This is a genomic window from Roseibium algicola (assembly GCF_001999245.1).
GTDB classification, from domain to species: domain Bacteria; phylum Pseudomonadota; class Alphaproteobacteria; order Rhizobiales; family Stappiaceae; genus Roseibium; species Roseibium algicola.
This window is the reverse complement of sequence record NZ_CP019631.1, coordinates 297,966-315,976: the sequence shown is the minus strand read 5'-3', so window position 1 is coordinate 315,976 and position 18,011 is coordinate 297,966. Positions and strand designations below refer to the sequence as shown.

Sequence of the window (18,011 nt, the reverse complement as noted above, 5' to 3'; positions counted from 1 at the left end):
GCTCGTTTCGGATAGTATAAAGACTTCTGCATTGCAGAAGGTCAAGAGGTCGAAATTGCTGGAGACGAGACACGTAAGCGCGGCTTACGGACCCTTGAATGTGCTCAGTGATGTCTCCGTCCGGTTCAGCAAAAGCCGGCTTACGGCGATCGTCGGGCCGAACGGGTGCGGCAAGTCCAGCCTGTTGAAAGCCATCATGAGCTTCCTGCCGATCAGCGCCGGCGACATTCTGCTGGAAGGCGCACCTCTCCATGGCATAGGCCGGAAAGCTCTTGCCCGCCGGATTGCCTATCTGCCTCAGGATTGCTTCTGCCCGGATTACATGACACTTGGCGAGCTGATCGAGCTTGCCGGCTATTCGCGGTATTCACTGACGGGTGGTCCGTCGGCGCAGGATCGTGATCTCTTCAAACAGGTTCTGGAGACGGTCGGCCTGAGCGACCGGGCCGGTTTTCCCGTCAACAAATTGTCCGGTGGTCAGCGTCAGCGCGCCTGGATCGCAATGGTTCTGGCACAGGATACCGATGTCATCCTGATGGACGAGCCAGTCAATCATCTGGACATGAAATACCAGTTCGCCGTTCTCGAACTTGTCAGGGAGCTGATCGAAACCCACGGCAAGACGGTGATTGCCGTTCTGCACGACCTGAACCTGACCACCGCCTTCGCCGACGAGGTCGTGCTGATGCAGTCAGGCCGGTGCATTACGGCAGGACCGGTTGCGGACACGGTCACCAGTGACAACATCGAACAGGTCTTCGGCCTCAGGACCCAGATCTTTCCACGCAATGGGCGCCTCGTCTGCTTTCCGGAGCGCATTGGGCACACATCGGTAGCCTGATGGACCGGCGTAGTCTCCACCTTCTGCTCATCCTTGCAATGCTTGCCATCGTGCTGGTGGTGCATTTGTTCTTCGGTTTCCACGCGGCCGATCTGCCGAACCTGATTGCCGCGCTCCAGCGTTTCGAAGCTCAAAGTTACGAAGACGCGGTCTTTCTGTTCCAGCGGTTGCCGCGCACCCTGATTGCCATTTATGCCGGCGGCATCGCCGCGGCCAGCGGCTTCGTCCTGCAAAGCCTGGTGCGCAATCCCCTGGCCTCCCCGGCCACACTGGGCGTCAATTCTGGTGCGGCTCTGTTTCTGGTTGCCAGTGCGCTCCTGTTCGGCGCCAGCACCGAGCTGCAGGGCGTTGCGGCACTGGCCGGAGCACTTGCCGGTTTTCTCTCCAGCCTTGCGGTTGCCCGGCTCGCAGGGCGCCGGAACGACCCGCGCGGATTGTCCCTTATCCTGTCCGGCGCCCTGGTTTCCATGCTGTTCACCGGCATGACCAACGCCTTGCTGTTGTCCGACCCGGCCCGCCGCGCCGATTTCCTGAGCTGGGTAACGGGCAACATCAACCACGTCTATATCGATCGCCTTGCCATGTTCTGGTGGATCGGGGCCTTTTCCGTCGTAATCCTGCTGCTGTTTGCCCGGCCGCTGACTCTGATCCTGCTGGGCGCCGACAAGGCCGCCTCAACCGGTGTCAACGTTCCTCTTGTCTCACGTCTTGCCATCGGAGCAGCCGTGCTCGGGTCCGGCTCCGCGGTTGCGGTGTGCGGTCCGATCGGCTTCGTCGGGCTGGTCGTGCCGCATATCGTGCGCCCCTTCATGGGCAACAATCTTGTTCACGCCCTGCCGGCCTCCCTGATCGTGGGCGCGATTGTCGGTCTGGCAGCGGATCTCATCGCTCGGGAAGCCTTTTACCCCTACGTCGTGAACACCGGCCTGGTTACGGATCTGATCGGCGGCATCGTATTCATCGTGATCGTCAAACGCTTCTATCTCTCCCCCGGTAGCCGGGAGGCCTCATGATCAGAGGCGGTAGAGCAATCGACGGCAAACGGGTTCTGCGTCTGCCCGGCGGACTTCAGATGAGGACCGGCAATCTGCTTGCCGGAGCCTGTCTTGTGGCTGCTGCGCTTGCACTTGCGGCTCTTGCCACTGGCCTCGGGCTGACGGACACCGGGCTAACCGATCTTTTCCGAACGCTTGCCGGTGAAAGTTTGCCGGGTGCGGAGAACTATGCCCTCTGGACGGTCCGCCTGCCTCGGATCCTGCTCGGGTTCATGGTCGGCTGGGCGGTCGCACTTGCCGGGGCAATGCTTCAGTCGGTTGCCAGGAACCCGCTGGCTGACCCGGGACTTTTCGGCTTCAGCCAAGGGTCGATGACGATGATCATGTTGCTGCTGGTCTTCCTGCCGGCGGCACCCAAGAGCCTTGTGGTTCTTGCTGCGCTCGCCGGTGGGCTGACGGTTGCCGGTCTGCTTTTATGGCTTGTCGGCAGCGAGCGATCCAGCGGTCTTTCCATCGTCCTGATGGGGATAGCAATCGAGACGGTCCTGTCCTCATTCGGATCGCTTCTCATCCTGTATCTGCCGACCGAGACCTCCATCGCCCTTTCCGAGTGGCTGGCCGGCTCGCTGTTCCAGGCCAACTGGACAGTCATCGCCGCCTTTGCGCCGTTGTTCGTTCTCAGCCTCGCGGCAATCTTCGTTCTCGGCCCTGCCATGGCGACCTATGACCTGGGCAGCGAAATGGCGATGGCATTGGGCGAACCTGTTGGCCGTTCCCGCCCGTTGATCCTGCTCACTGCCGTTGTGCTGAGCTCCGCTGCCGTGACGGCGGTTGGCCCTCTGGTCTTTCTCGGCGTGCTGGCACCTCACATCGCCGGCTTTCTTTCACCGGCCGTCGCCCGGGCGCGGCTTTTCCTGTCCGCCTTGATGGGCGGGATCCTCGTCCTGATCGCCGATGCAATGACACGCGGGCTTGGTGGCTCCCTGCCAATGCCTCTCGGCCTCGGCCTGACCATGGTCGGCGTGCCGCTCTTCATCATCGCGCTGCGTCTGCAGGCGCTGCGCAAACTCCAGTCACACTGAAAGGATCTTCATGCGTTTTCTCGTCTCCTGCGCAATCGCAGCCCTACTGGCGACAAGTCCGGTCCTTGCAGCCGAGCGCACCCTCACCGACGACACGGGCCGGAAGGTCACGATACCGGAGCAGCCCGAACATATCGTCGTCATGCACGAGCCGTTGCTCGGCATTCCTCTGATGGATCTCGGGCTCGATCTTACCGGCAGCTTCGGCCGGGCGGATGACGGCAGTTTCGTTATCGCGGTAGACTTCATCGACACCGTTCTCGGCGAAGGCAAAACGAAACCAAAGGGTTTCGGCCCCGTCGGACAGCTCGATCTTGAAAAACTGAGAGCGTTGGAACCTGATCTGATCGTCGCGAGCGAACTGGATGCCGGCAAAGCCGATCAACTGGCCACTGTCGCGCCGGTCTATCTGCAGAATATTGGCAGCTCGAAGGTCTACGGTTTTGATGTCGAGGAAGACCTGGCAGCTCTCGTCGGCCGGGAAGATGTCTTTGCCGCCCGCAAGGCGGCTTATGAAAAGCGCGTGGAAGATCTGCGAACCAAACTGCCCTTCGATCCTGCCGGCAGGACCTACCTTCCCGTCTTTCTGACCGACCAGCTCAATGTTGTGGGCGATTCCTCCGGCATGGTTCAGGCACTGGAAGACCTCGGATACAGCCGTCTGGATGTCGGTGCGCCGAGTGGCGCCTCTCCGGCAGGCGGTTCCATGATGCTCATGCCGTTGAGTGCGGAGGAATTCGGCAAGCTCGACCCTGATGTTCTTGTCCTGCTCAACAGCTACATGGCCGGCGGCCGCGATGAGGCCGGCACCCGTGCTTCGCTGAGCAAGATTGTTCCCGGTTGGGATCAATTCATGAAACCGGCCAAAGAAAACCGGATCCTGTTCGTCGATCCCGCCAAGGTGATTACCCCGAGCGTTGCAAGCGCGGAACACATGCTGGACGCGATCGCAGGCTGGAACGAGACGACGCAGTAAAACCGGAGCTGCTCCGTCTATCGGTTTTCTGCATCGAACATGCCCGGACAGCACACTGAGTGCTTGCCCGGGTGTCTTGCCTTCTCCCGTCCAGAAATCATATCCGGCCCACCTGGATACCCGAACTTAAAAAACATGAGTATTTGATACAAGTTTAATTGCTCCCGCTGGCTGTGCCTGCTAACAAATGCAACTCATATCCGCTTACTCAGTGAGCCCCCGCGTCGTCGGCCCGAATGGCTGCGGACGAGCTCCCAAGGCAAGCAATCAGCACGACACATGAGTATCGGGAGACTGACATGACCGGAGGTTTCGACCGCCTGTTGACAGCAACCGAGTTCGAGCGTTTCGACGCGGAACTCAAATCCCTGGACGGGTCAACCCAGCCTGCCGTCCCGGCTGGCCGTTTGCCGAAAAAAGGCCGGGAGCCGCGCACCGTCACGCAGCATCAGGAACGGATCTGGCTGGCGCAACAGCAAGATCCGGACAAGGTGTTGCGACATGCCCAGGTCTACCGGCTCGGTGGCACACCCGATATCGCGCGCCTCGCCCGCGCCGTGGACGCGATGGTCGAAGCCCTTCCCGAGCTGGCGATGCGCTATCGCTTCAGTGACGAGGGAGAACTCGTGAAGTCCCTCTCGCACGGGCCGGACGGAACACTTGAAATCATCAAAGCTGACAACCAGCAGGAAGCCGTTTCACTTGTCCTGGCCGCCCAGAAAGCACATTGGGACAGCGAAGCCGAACCCCCTTTCAAGGTGCTGCTGATCCTCTGCGGTCAAGCGGTGATCCTGGGCCTGCTCATGCACCGAATTCTCGAGGAGGTCTGTTCACCGGAAGATGTCCTGAGAAGTCTTGTGTCAGCCTATGACGACAAGGTCATTGCTGCACCGGCGCTGCGTCAAGTGAAGCAACTTGAGCCTGATTTTCCCGGCCTTGCGCCGGTCACCTGGTTGCGACGGGGCGAAGGATTGACCGATACGGCCGTTTTCGATTTCAACGGAACACCTGGTCTTCTGCCAACGGGCGACCGGCTCGCGCTGAGGTTCGGAACCTTGCTCGAACCTGTCCTCCATCATGACCACGGTTACTCTTCTTCGGACCACACCACATTGCTGGCACAGGTTGGGGTTCGTTTCGCGCAGTTCCTGTGCAAGCTCGGCGGTCACGAACGGATCGAAGCCATTTTCCCGGCACGGCAGACAGACAGCCTGACTGACCCTTGCGGCGCATTTGCCCGTTCGGACAGCTTTGCTGTTTCGGTTGGACGGGACATGGCTCCTGAAGAGGGTGAACGGCAGGTTCTGTCTCATCTGAATGCGATTTCCAGATCGGAAAAACACGACATCAACGCACTGGCGGCAGACCTTCCAAAGGTCTGGATCCAACGGCTTGCCGATCCGAAAACCATCGTCCCGACAGACACACTCGCCTTCGACCGGATACCCCTGCCGACATATGAAGCGCGCCCCGATTTCGGGCTGGCAGTGGGCTTTGACACAGAAGGCAGGGCAATTCTTGAACTGGTCACGGGACAGACGATCAGGCGACATGCCGGCAGTTTGGTGCTGGATCTGTTTTCCGAATACCTCCGGAACCCGGAAGGTCTTTCAATCGCGACGGGCAAGCAGCCTCTCCAGAGCGAAAGTGCCTGTGTTTCTGACGCTCCTTTCCACACACGGCAAGGAACTTCCCTCGACGTGACCGCCATTCAGGCGGCCATCCTGCAGGAGTTTCGGGATGCGCTCGCGGTTGCAGATCTCGCACCAGACGACGACTTTTTCGATTTCGGCGGACATTCGCTGGTTGCCACCCGGATCATCGGCCGCCTGCTTCATGATCATGGCATAGAGGTTCGTTTCAACGATCTTTTCGGCAACCCGACAGCAGCAGGTCTTGCCCGGCACGCGACACTGGTCGATGGGGCCGGCGAAAGCGCCGGGAACCACAATGTCGAGATCAGAAACGGCAAGGCCAGCGACGCTGCCACACCTCTCGCTCTTGCGCAGATGTCGCTCTGGAAGATCTATTCGGCTCTTGGATACCGCGAGATCTTCAACTTGCCGTTTGCCCTGGATTTTCTCGACCCCGTGGACGAAACCGTTTTCGAAGCCGCCTTTGGTGACCTGATGAAACGGCATGCCGCCCTCAGGACTCTCTACTTCGAAACGGAGGAAGGTGATGTCTTGCAGAAGGTTGTTCCCGTCGAGGAACTGGCGACCTACAAATGGTTCTGGACCAGCACGGAAAGCACCAGTGCGGACCGCAATGCCGAAGCCATTTATTGCTTCGACCTTGCAAAGGAATTGCCGGTCAGGTTGCGGTTTCTCACCGATCCGGAAACAGGTCGGCAAGTGCTCTCGTTCCTGTTCCACCACCTCGCGCTCGATGAATGGTCCGTCAACCTGATGATGGACGAACTGGTTGAGGCCTACCGCGCACGCAGCCTTGGCGTTGCGCCCGAGTGGCCGGACGAACCAGCACCTTTTCACGAGTTTGCCCGCAAGCAGGTGCAGTTGGGCGTCAATGCCCGGCACCTTGCCTTCTGGACGGACATGCTCGGTGATGCACCCAGGGAACTGGTTCTCTTCACCAACGAACCCAAACTCCTCGATGAACCCGCCACTGACGATTGTTCGGTCGCAGGCGGCTGGGTTGAAATGCGGCTGGAGAGCGACGTTTCCGAGGGGCTTTATGCCATTGCCAAGGAAAACAGCGCTTCCCTTTTCAATGTCGTCTATGGCGCGATTTCCGCCGCACTTCAGGCCCTTGGGGAATTGTCCGATCTGGTGATCGGCACCTCTGCCGCGGGCCGTACGGACCCCGACTATTTCGACACGATCGGCTACTTCACCACTGTCGTTGCCCACCGGGTTCGCTTCGGAAACGATCCGACTGTCGGCACCCTGATCGGTAACATCAAGGACATGATCAACGGATCGATGCCCTTTACCGACATTCCGATCGACCTTGTGGAAGATGCCCTTGGCATGACGCCTGGAATGGACCACCTGTTCGATGTGTTCATTCAGATCCATGCGCAAAACAAGTTGAACGGCAACCTGCCAACGCCGGATGGCGGTACCATCGCGTTTCGCCAGGTCGACCCGGACAAGCATGAATCCCATCTCGGACTGCAATTTGAAGTGATGGAAGAGGTCATCGACGGCAACCGCGCCATCCGCGTGCTGATGAGTTACCAGGCCAGGCGTTATTCACCTGCGCAGGTAGACGCAATCCGCGCGTCCGTCATGTCAATGTTCACGCAATTCTCGCGTGGAGATGCCTCGAACATGAAAATTTCCCAACTGGCCAGGACCTGACCTTCCCACATCATCGGAAAAACACCTTCGGACTGACGGCCCGAAGGTCCCCAGTGTCAGACACAGCTCCCGAAACCGCTGACTGCCTCCGGTTGGGCTGACTTCCGTTTCACACTGGCGCGAGACGCCGAATTTCTGAAATGAATTTGATAATCGGCGGATCTTCCGTCGATTTTTCTGAATAGTTTTCCGTAAATGCAAAAATATGATTGTAGATGCGGCAGAAAACCTGCAGACCAACTTGACCGGCAACGTCGGTTTAATAGCTGCTCGATATCCACGGACGTCATTCCTGGAGAAACGATCAAACTCCGGAATACTGCGTGGAAGGCCGCATGAATGACCGTAACCTCTAATAATACCGCGGCCGAGCTCCGCCACGGCTCTGAAAATTCGACTGCTGATCGCCAGAACCGGTCCTGGATCGCAGCTCTTGCCAAATTCCGGAACATCAGTGCGCGCCGCAGCAGTTTCGAGATTGCGATCACGGTCCTCCCCTTCATTGCACTGTGGGGAATTACCGCGACGCTCGTCGTACACGGCTACTGGTTCGGATTGATCCTGACAGTCCCGGCGGCAGGGTTTCTGGTCCGGCTTTTCATACTGCAGCATGATTGCGGCCATGGGAACTTGTACGCCCGGCGCAGCATGAACGACTGGATCGGCCGGGTCATCGGGGTACTTACCTTTACCCCTTACGATTACTGGCGCCGAACTCACGCCATCCACCATGCCTCTGCCGGGAACCTCGACCGCCGCGGCGTCGGTGACATCGATACACTGACCGTGCGCGAATACAGAGCCCTGTCCCGCTGGGGCCGCCTGCGCTACTGGCTCTATCGGCATCCGGTCGTCATGTTCGGCCTGGGACCGGCATGGCTGTTCGTCGCCCAATACCGGCTTCCCTATGGCCTGATGCGCGCCGGAATGCAGCCCTGGGTGTCGACAATTGCCACAAATCTCGGGATCGCGGCACCGTTTGCGCTCATGATCTGGCTGGTCGGCGCAAGCACGTTTTTCCTTGTGCAGGTCCCGATCACTCTGATGGCAGCCAGCGCCGGCGTTTGGCTCTTCTATATCCAGCACCAGTTCGAAGAGACCCATTGGTCTGAAGAAAGTGACTGGGATTTCCAGCATGCCGCGCTTGAAGGCAGTTCACACTACGACCTGCCGCCCCTGTTGCGCTGGTTCTCCGGGAATATCGGCATCCACCACGTGCACCACCTGTCTCCCAAAATTCCCTTCTACCGGCTATCTGAAGTCCTCAAGGAACATCCGGAACTGCGCAATGTCAGCCGGCTCACTTTGCGTCAAAGCCTTGGCTGCGTGAAGCTGGTCCTGTGGGATGAAAACGCAAGGCGTCTTGTTTCCTTCCGCGATGAGCGGCTAGCAAGACTGGCCGCCCCGGCCTGACCGGGTTCGAAGCGACAGAGCCTGTCAGGAGCGCCCTGAAATAGGAACATGAAACAAAGAGGCGTGACGGACACCACGATCGCGCTCTCAATGCCGCCGGACAACCGCAGCATGAGGCAAGTTGTATCCATATGAAATAACCATACGTATAGATACAATTCTCAATAATCTTCACACCAGGACTCGGCAGCATCCATAGACTTGTTTCTGCCAATTTACATTCAGCAGATTGGACCATTCCCGGTCCTTGGCAGAGTTTTCGAATTTCAGCCTAACCGTTACCGCCGGCGGATCGATGTATCTGAAGATATGCGGCGGCTGCTTCAGTCCTGTTTGATACGCCCATCTTCGAAATGATGTGGTGAATGTGAAGTTTGATCGTGTGCTCCGACAGCGAGAGATTTGCAGCAATATGCTTGTTTTGCTGCCCTCGTGCGATCAACTCCAGCACTTCCCGCTCTCGGGGTGTCAGCGAATTTACGATGTGCACCCCGGACACGCCGCTGGCAGCAGTCGCCTTGCGCGCCTTTTCCAGCTGCATGCTCCTGTCGGTCTCGAGAAGTTCGACAAGATCCGGCGGCATGTAGGAGCCACCATGCAGCATGATCTGGATCGCATAGAGCCAAAGATCCAGCCGGAGGTTCATGGGTATGACGTTATTGATGATACCGGTTTTCAGACATTTTCGAATGTGCAGCCTGGACGTGTACTCACCGTTAAAGGTTAGACACAGCACGGCATTGGGATACGTGTCCTGGAACACTTGCAACAAATCAGCATTCGTGGCGCCAAAGGCTTCATCAACCAGGATCAGAGAAGGCAAAATCCCTTCCTGTTCGGCCTTTTCAACCAGCACATCCCAGTCAGTTGAAACCTGCACAACGAGACCCGGCAGCTCCCGAACCAATGCATTTTCCAAGGGTTTCGGCAATTTGTCCCTGGGACCTATAAAAAATAAGTAACGCAAATGCTTGGACATTGAACGTCTCCCGAAGGACCATGACCAGCTCTATTGATTACGTAAAGTAATTTCAGGTCATGACTCGGCTAAAAAGGACCAATGGCTTTTAAATTCCAGCCAACATTTTAGGGCAATTAGTCTACACCGGGGAAAAAATCAGTGACATAAATCATTATATCTAATCGCACAGATATCATCACCGCAACTTCTTCTTTTTATTCTGAATACAAAAGCCTTCACCAAAATCAACACCCGATACGGATGAAAATATTTAATGCAACTACAGTCGAACTCACCTCAGTTTTATTGTTTTTTTCATGTAGGTTTTGATTATGACCAAACGCTTCTCCAGGCAAATATTTAGCCGGAGAATTCAACTGGCAATATATCTTCAAACCGCCACTTAAACGCTAAAGTCTTACCTACTTCCGCGTGGCACTTAAGATGCTTGAGAAGCACAACCAGCAAACAAACAAATCGGTGAAGACTGACCGGCTTTTGCCTGTCGCTCCGCTGGCGACATCCTGGGTGGCGGAGGCGATCTCATCTTTAGCGGCGCGCACTTGAAAACAGGCCCATCACCGCTCAAGCAATCGATCAGCTTTTATCTTCAGCGAGCGTGGCCGCGACGATTGCATTTGCATGTCCGTGCCCAAGCCCGTGTTCTGTTTTCAGAAAGTCGACAATTTCCATGTGCTTCTTTCCGGCCTGGGCGCGCACGAGAGCTTGCCAATCGCCGATAGGCTTGCCGTATTTCTTTTCGATAGACGGAAAGTACGACGCAGGCCCCTTCACCTTGGCGACCTGATCTTTTTCAGCCACCGCACTCTCCTCTCGTGATGTATGCGACGCCCGAGACCAAGCACCTGAAGTCGCCGGGTTGATTTATCTTGCGCGAAAGATAAACTGAATTGTCTCGCACGCAAGATAAAATCGAGAATGAGCAAAAACGATACGGATCACGTTGAACGCCGACGCCGGCAATGGGAGCTGGAGTTGCCGGAGGTTGATACACGCGGCATGGCAATCCTTGGCCGCGCGCGGGTGATCACCCATTTGGCCCGGCCGGGCATCGAGGCCATTTTCTCTAGACACGGCCTCGATAGCCGGGAATTCGACGTGCTGTCGACGCTGCTGCGCTCCGGATCACCTTACCAGCTTCGCCCCACGGAACTGTTCAATTCCCTGATGCTCACCTCAGGAGGGCTAACCGGCATTCTGGCACGCCTGGAAAGGGCCGGATTGATCGAAAGGCCAAAGGACCTTGCAGACGGCCGGAGCTCGCCCGTCCGCTTATCCAAGAAGGGGATGGACCTCATCCGGTCCGCTTTCAAGGAAGACATGGCTCACGAAGCCCGATTGATCGACTGCCTTACAGATGAGGAACAGCGCACGCTTTCGGCATTGTTGGGGAAGTTGACGAAGGCTCTGGAAGGATCGGAAGGCGGTCGCAAGATCTGAAAGGCCGAACAGCCTTACTGCTCTTGCCAAAAAACTATCCGTAATGTCGCAATTCGAATGTCAGAACCGTCCTTGTAACTATGGAACCGTTTTTCATGTTGTACATGCTGCTTTGCTATAATGATGAAGAGGTCACCTCCGCGTGGAGTGACGAGGAAGACGCTGCTGTCATGAAACGGCTGCAGGTCGTCCACGAGAAGTGGGCTGATCAGTATGAGCTGGCTGCCCGCCTCATGCCCACCAAAACGGCCTCTACCCTCCACAAGAAGGAAAATCTCGTTACCGATGGCCCCTATGCGGAGACCAAGGAACAGCTGCTCGGCTTTTATCTGGTTGAGGTTGAGGATCAGCAGCAGGCCCTGGACTTTGCCAGAGACCTTACCGAAGCCAACCCCGGTGGAGCCTATGAACTGAGGCCGGTCAAGAGCTTCCACCCGGGAACCACGACTGACACCGACAATGCAACCGCCTGATCTCACATGGATTGACAGCAAATTGACTGCCTCGCGGCCACGGGTGATGGCCGCATTGCTCCGGTATTTTCGTGATCTGGATCTGGCCGAAGAAGCCTTTCAGGAAGCCTGCCTGCGCGCCTTGAAAAACTGGCCGGACAACGGACCGCCGCGAAACGTGGAAGGATGGCTGATCACCGTCGGCCGCAATCTGGCGCTGGACGTGCTGAAACGCGAGGCAAGGACCTCCGGTCTGCCCCCCGAAGACGTTCTGTCGAACGTGGAGGATGCCGAACCGGACCTGGTTGAACGGCTCGATACGGCAGACTACCGTGATGACATCCTGCGCCTTCTGTTTATCTGCTGTCATCCGGATCTGCCGGCTACCCAACAGATCGCGCTTGCATTGCGCATCGTATCCGGCATTCCGGTAGGTGACATCGCCCGGGCATTTCTGGTCGGCGAACACGCGATGCGGCAGCGGATCACCCGTGCAAAGGCGACGATAGCCGACGCTGGCGTGCCGTTCGAGACACCGGATCAGGCAGAGCGGGAAAACCGTCTGGCGGCTGTATCCGCGATGATTTATCTCGTCTTTAGCGAAGGCTACAGCGACCCTGATCCGGCTGGCGAGCGCTCGGGGCTGTGCCACGAGGGTATTCGGCTGGCCAGGCTGCTGCTGCGGATGTTCCCCTCCGACCCGGAACTCATGGGACTGCTTGCGCTCATGCTGTTGCAGCATTCCCGTCAAGAGACGCGAGTTGACGCAAACGGCCTGTTGGTCCTCCTGGAAGATCAGGACAGATCACGATGGAACCGGCCCATGATAGCCGAAGCCCTTGTCCTCATAGACAAGGCGATGCTCCGCCGCGGACCGGGGCCCTATCAGATACAGGCTGCAATTGCTGCTCTGCATGCGCGTGCCGCGACACCGGAAGACACCGACTGGAAAGAGATCGAACAGCTTTACGCCGCACTCGAGCGTCGCTCGCCATCTCCCGTTGTCACACTCAACCGTGCCGTTGCGGTGTCGAAAACGGAAGGGGCCGCAGCTGCGTTGCAGATGATCGAACCGCTCGCAGTCAAACTTCGCGGATATTTCTATTATCATGGCGCGCGTGGGGCGCTGCTCAAGCAATTGGGGCGGACAAGCGAGGCACGCTGCGCATTTGATCAGGCCATTTCACTTGCCGGGACGGTCGCGGAAGCCGCTCATATTCGCCAACAGCTCGACCAGATGACAGGCCTTGAAAAAAACTGAACTCATTTGTCGCACGTGCCCTCCTTCATTCGTCCTTGAGCTATCAACAACAGCGCAATGGACGAAATCAGATGTCAGAACAACAGCATGCACTCGAACTGATCCTTGACCTGGATGCTCCACGAGAAAAACTCTGGCGTTGCTGGACGGAGCCGAAACTGCTTGAAAAGTGGTTCTGTCCCAAGCCCTGGTATGTCACCGATGCCCGTATCGATCTGCAGCCCGGCGGCGAGTTTTCCTGTCGCATGCATGGTCCAAACGGCGAGGAATTCCCAAATACCGGTGTCTTTCTGGAAGTCGTTCCAAACGAACGTCTGGTCACCACCGACGCATTCCATCCCGGCTGGAAACCAACCGGCCGCCCCTTCATGGTGGCTGAGGTAACCTTTGAAGATCTGGGTGGTGGCAGGACCCGTTACCACGCTCAGGCTCTTCATTGGACGAAGGAAGCCAGGGAGGAACACGAACGGATGGGGTTTCACGAAGGCTGGGGCAAGGCTGCCGAGCAGCTTGAAGAACTTGCCAAGTCTATCTGATGGAGCGCGAAATGAGTAACGGCACCACCATGCTTTGGGCAGGTCGCATTCTGACGGGCCTGTTCGCCCTGTTCATGCTGGGCGCTTCCATTGCGCCGAAGCTGCTCCATCTGCCGGTTGCCGAAGACACGCTGGCCGAGCTTGGCTGGCCTGCGGGGTACGCATTTCCGATTGGCTTGATCGAACTGGCCTGCCTTGTTCTTTACCTCATTCCGCGCACCAGCGTGTTAGGAGCAATCTTGATGATGGGCTTGCTCGGCGGTGCCATGGCAACCCAGATCCGGGCCGGGTCCCCCCTGTTCAGCCATGTGCTGTTCAGTCTTTATCTGGGCCTGTTCATGTGGGGTGGCCTGTGGTTACGCGCTCCGGACCTGCGCAGGCTGTTCCCGTTGCGGGGATGGACTTGAACTGACACTCCCGATCAATCGAGAAAGACCTGTCCAAGGGAAACTCTTGCCGCTCACTGGCCTTGTCCCCTTCGCGGTGTCCCTTCGTGAAAGGATACTCGTCTGCCCGGACAATACGGGCGCTTCGTGCTGGACAGGTCTTTCTCGAGGCCATCGGTCTCTCAGTGTGATAATGCGCATTTATAGTGCGCATTGAAAATGCGTAAGCATGCCGCTATTATCCGGATACCGGGTATGAATGGTTTGGAAACAAGATGGCACGCGTTCACGCACGCAAAGCGACCAATTTGACAATTGATATGACGCTGGTCGGTTCGGCGAAGGAACTGGGCGTGAATATTTCCCAAGCAGCCGAAGAAGGTATCCGGCGCGCGGTTTCACAAGCCCGCGCGGAACGGTGGAAACTGGAAAACAGGGCGGCCCTGAACAGCTCCAACGACTTTGTCGAGGAACACGGCCTGCCGCTTGAAGCGAGACGCCTGTTTTAATGGCCAGAAATCAGCTCTACCGGCTGAAACCGGACAGCGTTCTGGTGCTGGATGTGCAGGCGGACCTTCTGGAAAGCCTCAACACACGCGTCGTCGTGCCGCTTTTGCCCAGGTCTCGCGCACCGGCGCCCGCGGCCTACCTGAACCCGACATTCGGCTGGGAGGACGAGGAATACGTCATGGCGACCCAATTCCTCGCCGCCGTGGCGGTTTCCCAGTTGGGAGACCCGATCGGCAGCCTCGACGAGAACTTTGCGGAAATTACCCGCGCGCTGGACACCCTGTTCCAGGGCTTCTGATTGCCGGTTCAGCCGGCTTCAAAAGACGCCGTACCGCTCAAGCCATTTCCACCCGGCTTTCACTTGCTGCATCGAAGTAGATGGCCTGATCGGTGTCATAGCCGATCCAGACGGTTTCGCCTCCGGAGGTCATGTCATGCCGCGGGGCGGTCACGATCAACCTGCCGACGTCGCTTTCACAATGCAGGACCAGATTGGCTCCGGTCATCTCCGAAAAGACAATCCGTGCGGGGATCGCGGGAACGTCCGGTGACGAGGTGTGTACCTTCATATGCTCCGGCCGCATGCCGACAGTGAGGCCTGTTCTGTCGGACCAGAAGGGCAAGGTTTCAATGGGCAGAAAATTTGTCGGCAGCATTCCGAGGAACCCGGCGACGAAGCGGTTCGCCGGCCGGTCATAGATCGTGCCGGGCGTGTCGAACTGCAGAAGATCTCCGTCTTTCAGGACGGCGATCCGATCCGCCAGGGAAAGGGCTTCACCCTGATCGTGGGTTACGTAAACGACAGTCGCCCCCAGTTGCCGGTGGAGCTCCTTGATTTCCGAGCGCATGGCAACCCGAAGGGCGTTATCCAGATTGGACAGCGGCTCGTCCATCAGGAAGATGGAACTGTTGCGCGCCATGGCCCGACCCATCGCGACCCGCTGACGCTGGCCGCCGGACAGGGCGCCCGGCTTTCGGTCGAGATAAGGATCAAGTTTCAACGTTCTGGCCACTTCCTCTGCTCGGGCGTTACGCTCTGACTTGGCGACGCCGCGCAACTCCAGACCAAAGGCGATGTTCTGGCGCACGTTCATATGCGGATAGAGGGCGTAATTCTGGAAGATCATTGCAATGTCCCGATCCTGCGGCGCAACGTCATTGACGCGTTTGCCACCGATGCGGATATCGCCCTGATCGCATTTCTCCAGGCCGGCGATGAGGCGTAGCAGCGTGGATTTTCCGCAGCCCGAAGGGCCGACGATCACGACGAATTCCCCGGCTTGCATGTCCAGCGAAACACCATGCAGAACTTCCGGTCCGCAAGGATAGGATTTGCGGATATCTGTCAGTTCTATCCCGCTCATGACCGCCCCTCCCCCTGCCAGCGGTTCCGGATCGCGATCGCGAGACTGGGCCGGTCGGTGGTGAAAACCTTCACACCGAGCCGAAGGGCCTTTTCGATCTGCGCACAGGTATGCGCTGCCCAGCAGCCGAACTGAAGTCCGGCGTTCTCGACAGCTGTCATCAACTCTTCATCTGCGCAATCGACATGAACACCGATTTCCGGGATCCCGTGAGCCTTTGCCACTTCGAGCGTGCCTGGTGTTCCCAGTTGCTGAAGAACCGGCGGGCTGACAAGCCATAGCCTTGGCCTCTCTGTTGCCCTGGCCAGCTCGTCCTGTGTTTCGACCAGAAAGGAGGAAAACACCGTACGCTCCAGCATGTCTTCTGCGGCAAGCATTGCGACCACCTTCGGAACGAAGTCGGCATAAGGTCTGCGATCCGGACCAGGCTTGATCTCGCAGCGGAAGCCAACGGCACTGCGCCGGTAAATCGCGCAGAGCTCCTGGAGGGACAGCGGATGGCCTCCCGCGCCGTAATCGATCGTTGCCGATCGAACCTCGGCCTCGCGCAGATCGCGGATCGCGCCGGATCTGTCAGTCGTTCGCTCGAGTGTCGCATCGTGGTGGACCATGATGGCGCCATCTGTCGTCGGGTGCAGGTCGAATTCGACTTCCTCAAGCGCCATCCGCGCAGTGGCTTCGAAGCCCGCCGGTGTGCTGTCGCCAAACTCCAGGGTGCCGCCGCGATGAGATGCAATACGTGTCATTGAAACTTCCATTTACTTGACCGCACCCATGGTGATGCCACGCACCAGGTGCCGTTCGACGAATATGAAACCGAGCAGGACGGGAAGAATTGTGATGGTGGATGCCGCCATCACCAGCGGCCAATTGACCACGTCTTCGCCCGGATTGACCCGGTAGAGACGCGCAAGACCGATCTGGAGCGTGTAGAGGTCTTCATCACCAACAGCGACCAGCGGCCAGATGTAGCTGTTCCATTCCGTGATGAAGATGAACAGCCCCATGGAGAAAATGGCCGGGCGGGCAATCGGCACGATTACGCGCCAGAGCACCTTGAGCGGTGTTGCTCCATCCATGTAGGCCGCTTCATCCAGGGCGATCGGAATGCCGCGGATGTACTGCCGCAAAAAGAAAGCCGCGAAACCGTTGGAAATCGCCGGAAGAATGAGCCCTGCATAGGTGTCCAGCAGCCCCACCTTTGCAAGGGTCAGGTAGTTCGGGATCAGCGAGATATGGCTGGGGATCATCAGGGTTGCCACCACGGCTGCAAACAGCAGGTTGCCGCCTGGAAAACGAAATCTGGCAAAGGCAAATGCGGCCATTGTCGACACCGTCAGGGCAATGAATGTGACCAAACCCGATACGACGATGCTGTTCAGCAGATAGCGGGCAAAATGGTATTGCCCGATGGCCAGCTCGTAATTCTCCAGTGTGAACTCGAACTTGCCAGTGTAATAGGCGTCCACCGTCTGGAACGACATGAAGACCGAATAGAGCGCCGGAGACAGGAACAGAAGGCCGGCAATCAGTGCAAGCCCTGCGAGGATGCGGCTGTCAGGCTTCATAATGCACCCTCCGACCCAGAACTCGTGCCTTGAAGAGGGCCAATGCCATCAGCAGCACGAAGAGCACAACGGCCAGTGCAGAGCCCTGCCCGATATCGAACAATGTGAAGCCGACACGGTAGAGCATGTTGACCAGCATGTCGGTGGCCCCCGCCGGACCACCCTTGGTCATGACGTCCACGACGGTGAACACCTGAAAGGCCTCGATCACCGAGACGACAAGCAGGAAATAGGTTGTCGGCATTACCAGCGGAACGGTTACACGGCGGAAGACGCGGCCTTTCCTGCCGCCATCGACGGCGGCGGCGTCATAAAGTTCCTGCGGGATTGCCTGAAGCCCGGCGATGTAGATGACGATATCGTAGCCGAGCTGCTTCCAGGTGTTGACGATGATCAGCACCCAGAGCGCGAGCTGCGGGTCCTGAAGCCAGGGAACCTTGCCGAAGCCGAGAGTTTGCAGGAAGGCATTGATCATGCCGTAGTCCGTCGCAAACAGCCAGGAAAACACCACCGCGATGGAAACGGTGGACGTAACAGATGGCAGGAACAGCGCGCCGCGCAGAATACGGGACGGCAAGGCCTCCCGGACCAGGTAACTTGCAACCACAAGCGCAAGGCAAAGCCGGATCGGTACGGAAATGACAGCAAAGATCGCAGTCACCTTGAGCGAGTTCCAGAACTCGTGGGACGAGAACAGCAGCCGGTAGTTTTCGAAACCGACAAGGGGCATCGTCGGCGACAGGAAATCCCATTCCCGGAAGCTGAGATTGAGACTGGCTGCAATCGGAATGTAGGTGAACACCGCGATGAAGGAGATCAGCGGCAGCACCAGAATATAGGGTGTCAGGCGGGACAGCATCGGAAAAGGCTCCGGAGACACCG

General features: G+C 57.8%; 19 protein-coding genes. 13 read left to right on the top strand and 6 right to left on the bottom strand.

Translation table 11 applies throughout. From position 1 onward, the window contains the following. Positions 1-55: 55 nt before the first annotated feature. The 6 genes from B0E33_RS29760 to B0E33_RS29735 all read left to right on the top strand — a co-directional run bounded on the left by B0E33_RS29760 (position 56) and on the right by B0E33_RS29735 (position 8,630). Complete coding sequence (locus B0E33_RS29760) at positions 56-841, top strand: ABC transporter ATP-binding protein (RefSeq protein ID WP_228148154.1); 786 nt, start codon at positions 56-58, stop codon at positions 839-841. Continuing rightward, positions 841-1,854 (top strand): FecCD family ABC transporter permease, encoded by a 1,014-nt coding sequence (locus tag B0E33_RS29755; RefSeq protein ID WP_077294370.1) that lies wholly within the window; start codon positions 841-843, stop codon positions 1,852-1,854. The genes B0E33_RS29760 and B0E33_RS29755 overlap by 1 nt, the downstream gene beginning before the upstream one ends. Next, positions 1,851-2,918: a FecCD family ABC transporter permease gene (locus B0E33_RS29750; protein WP_439126696.1), complete on the top strand. Its 1,068-nt coding sequence runs from the start codon at positions 1,851-1,853 to the stop codon at positions 2,916-2,918. Before B0E33_RS29755 ends, B0E33_RS29750 begins: the two co-directional genes overlap by 4 nt. 10 nt (positions 2,919-2,928) lie before the next feature. Then, positions 2,929-3,894: an ABC transporter substrate-binding protein gene (locus B0E33_RS29745; RefSeq protein ID WP_077294367.1), complete on the top strand. Its 966-nt coding sequence runs from the start codon at positions 2,929-2,931 to the stop codon at positions 3,892-3,894. Positions 3,895-4,193: 299 nt separating this feature from the next. Then, positions 4,194-7,217, top strand: a complete 3,024-nt coding sequence (locus B0E33_RS29740) for a condensation domain-containing protein (RefSeq protein WP_167579703.1) — start codon at positions 4,194-4,196, stop codon at positions 7,215-7,217. A 339-nt stretch (positions 7,218-7,556) separates the two neighbouring features. After that, positions 7,557-8,630 (top strand): fatty acid desaturase, encoded by a 1,074-nt coding sequence (locus B0E33_RS29735; protein ID WP_077294361.1) that lies wholly within the window; start codon positions 7,557-7,559, stop codon positions 8,628-8,630. A gap of 271 nt (positions 8,631-8,901) precedes the next feature. Here B0E33_RS29735 and B0E33_RS29730 read toward each other — a convergent pair whose 3' ends face one another. Both B0E33_RS29730 and B0E33_RS29725 read right to left on the bottom strand, forming a co-directional pair. Beyond that, positions 8,902-9,609, bottom strand: a complete 708-nt coding sequence (locus B0E33_RS29730; protein WP_077294358.1) for a response regulator transcription factor — start codon at positions 9,607-9,609, stop codon at positions 8,902-8,904. A gap of 579 nt (positions 9,610-10,188) precedes the next feature. Beyond that, complete coding sequence (locus B0E33_RS29725; protein ID WP_075283427.1) at positions 10,189-10,413, bottom strand: DUF4287 domain-containing protein; 225 nt, start codon at positions 10,411-10,413, stop codon at positions 10,189-10,191. Positions 10,414-10,530: 117 nt separating this feature from the next. Between B0E33_RS29725 and B0E33_RS29720 the strand changes: the two genes are divergently transcribed. The 7 genes from B0E33_RS29720 to B0E33_RS29690 all read left to right on the top strand — a co-directional run bounded on the left by B0E33_RS29720 (position 10,531) and on the right by B0E33_RS29690 (position 14,495). After that, entirely contained in the window at positions 10,531-11,052 is a 522-nt protein-coding gene (locus B0E33_RS29720; RefSeq protein WP_077294356.1) for a MarR family winged helix-turn-helix transcriptional regulator, read from the top strand. 95 nt (positions 11,053-11,147) lie between these two features. Beyond that, entirely contained in the window at positions 11,148-11,525 is a 378-nt protein-coding gene (locus B0E33_RS29715) for a YciI family protein (protein ID WP_077294637.1), read from the top strand. Between the two features lie 46 nt (positions 11,526-11,571). Further along, a complete protein-coding gene (locus B0E33_RS29710; protein WP_265733579.1) occupies positions 11,572-12,765 on the top strand; it encodes an RNA polymerase sigma factor in 1,194 nt (397 codons plus the stop codon). Positions 12,766-12,836: 71 nt separating this feature from the next. Further along, on the top strand, positions 12,837-13,301 hold the full coding sequence (locus B0E33_RS29705) for an SRPBCC family protein (protein ID WP_077294350.1): 465 nt from the start codon (positions 12,837-12,839) through the stop codon (positions 13,299-13,301). Between the two features lie 11 nt (positions 13,302-13,312). Beyond that, positions 13,313-13,708: a DoxX family protein gene (locus B0E33_RS29700; RefSeq protein ID WP_077294634.1), complete on the top strand. Its 396-nt coding sequence runs from the start codon at positions 13,313-13,315 to the stop codon at positions 13,706-13,708. A gap of 254 nt (positions 13,709-13,962) precedes the next feature. Next, on the top strand, positions 13,963-14,196 hold the full coding sequence (locus B0E33_RS29695; protein WP_023001389.1) for a type II toxin-antitoxin system CcdA family antitoxin: 234 nt from the start codon (positions 13,963-13,965) through the stop codon (positions 14,194-14,196). Next, positions 14,196-14,495: a CcdB family protein gene (locus B0E33_RS29690; protein WP_077294347.1), complete on the top strand. Its 300-nt coding sequence runs from the start codon at positions 14,196-14,198 to the stop codon at positions 14,493-14,495. Before B0E33_RS29695 ends, B0E33_RS29690 begins: the two co-directional genes overlap by 1 nt. Before the next feature lie 37 nt (positions 14,496-14,532). Here the strand turns inward: B0E33_RS29690 and B0E33_RS29685 are convergent, their stop codons facing one another. Genes B0E33_RS29685 through B0E33_RS29670 form a run of 4 tightly spaced genes read right to left on the bottom strand, consistent with a single transcriptional unit; the run spans position 14,533 to position 17,988 of the window. After that, positions 14,533-15,561, bottom strand: a complete 1,029-nt coding sequence (locus B0E33_RS29685) for an ABC transporter ATP-binding protein (RefSeq protein ID WP_077294344.1) — start codon at positions 15,559-15,561, stop codon at positions 14,533-14,535. Then, on the bottom strand, positions 15,558-16,307 hold the full coding sequence (locus B0E33_RS29680) for a glycerophosphodiester phosphodiesterase family protein (RefSeq protein ID WP_156912573.1): 750 nt from the start codon (positions 16,305-16,307) through the stop codon (positions 15,558-15,560). The genes B0E33_RS29685 and B0E33_RS29680 overlap by 4 nt, the downstream gene beginning before the upstream one ends. A 12-nt stretch (positions 16,308-16,319) precedes the next feature. Next, positions 16,320-17,129 (bottom strand): carbohydrate ABC transporter permease, encoded by an 810-nt coding sequence (locus tag B0E33_RS29675; RefSeq protein WP_023001393.1) that lies wholly within the window; start codon positions 17,127-17,129, stop codon positions 16,320-16,322. Beyond that, complete coding sequence (locus tag B0E33_RS29670) at positions 17,119-17,988, bottom strand: carbohydrate ABC transporter permease (RefSeq protein WP_023001394.1); 870 nt, start codon at positions 17,986-17,988, stop codon at positions 17,119-17,121. Before B0E33_RS29670 ends, B0E33_RS29675 begins: the two co-directional genes overlap by 11 nt. Between the last annotated feature and the right edge of the window lie 23 nt (positions 17,989-18,011).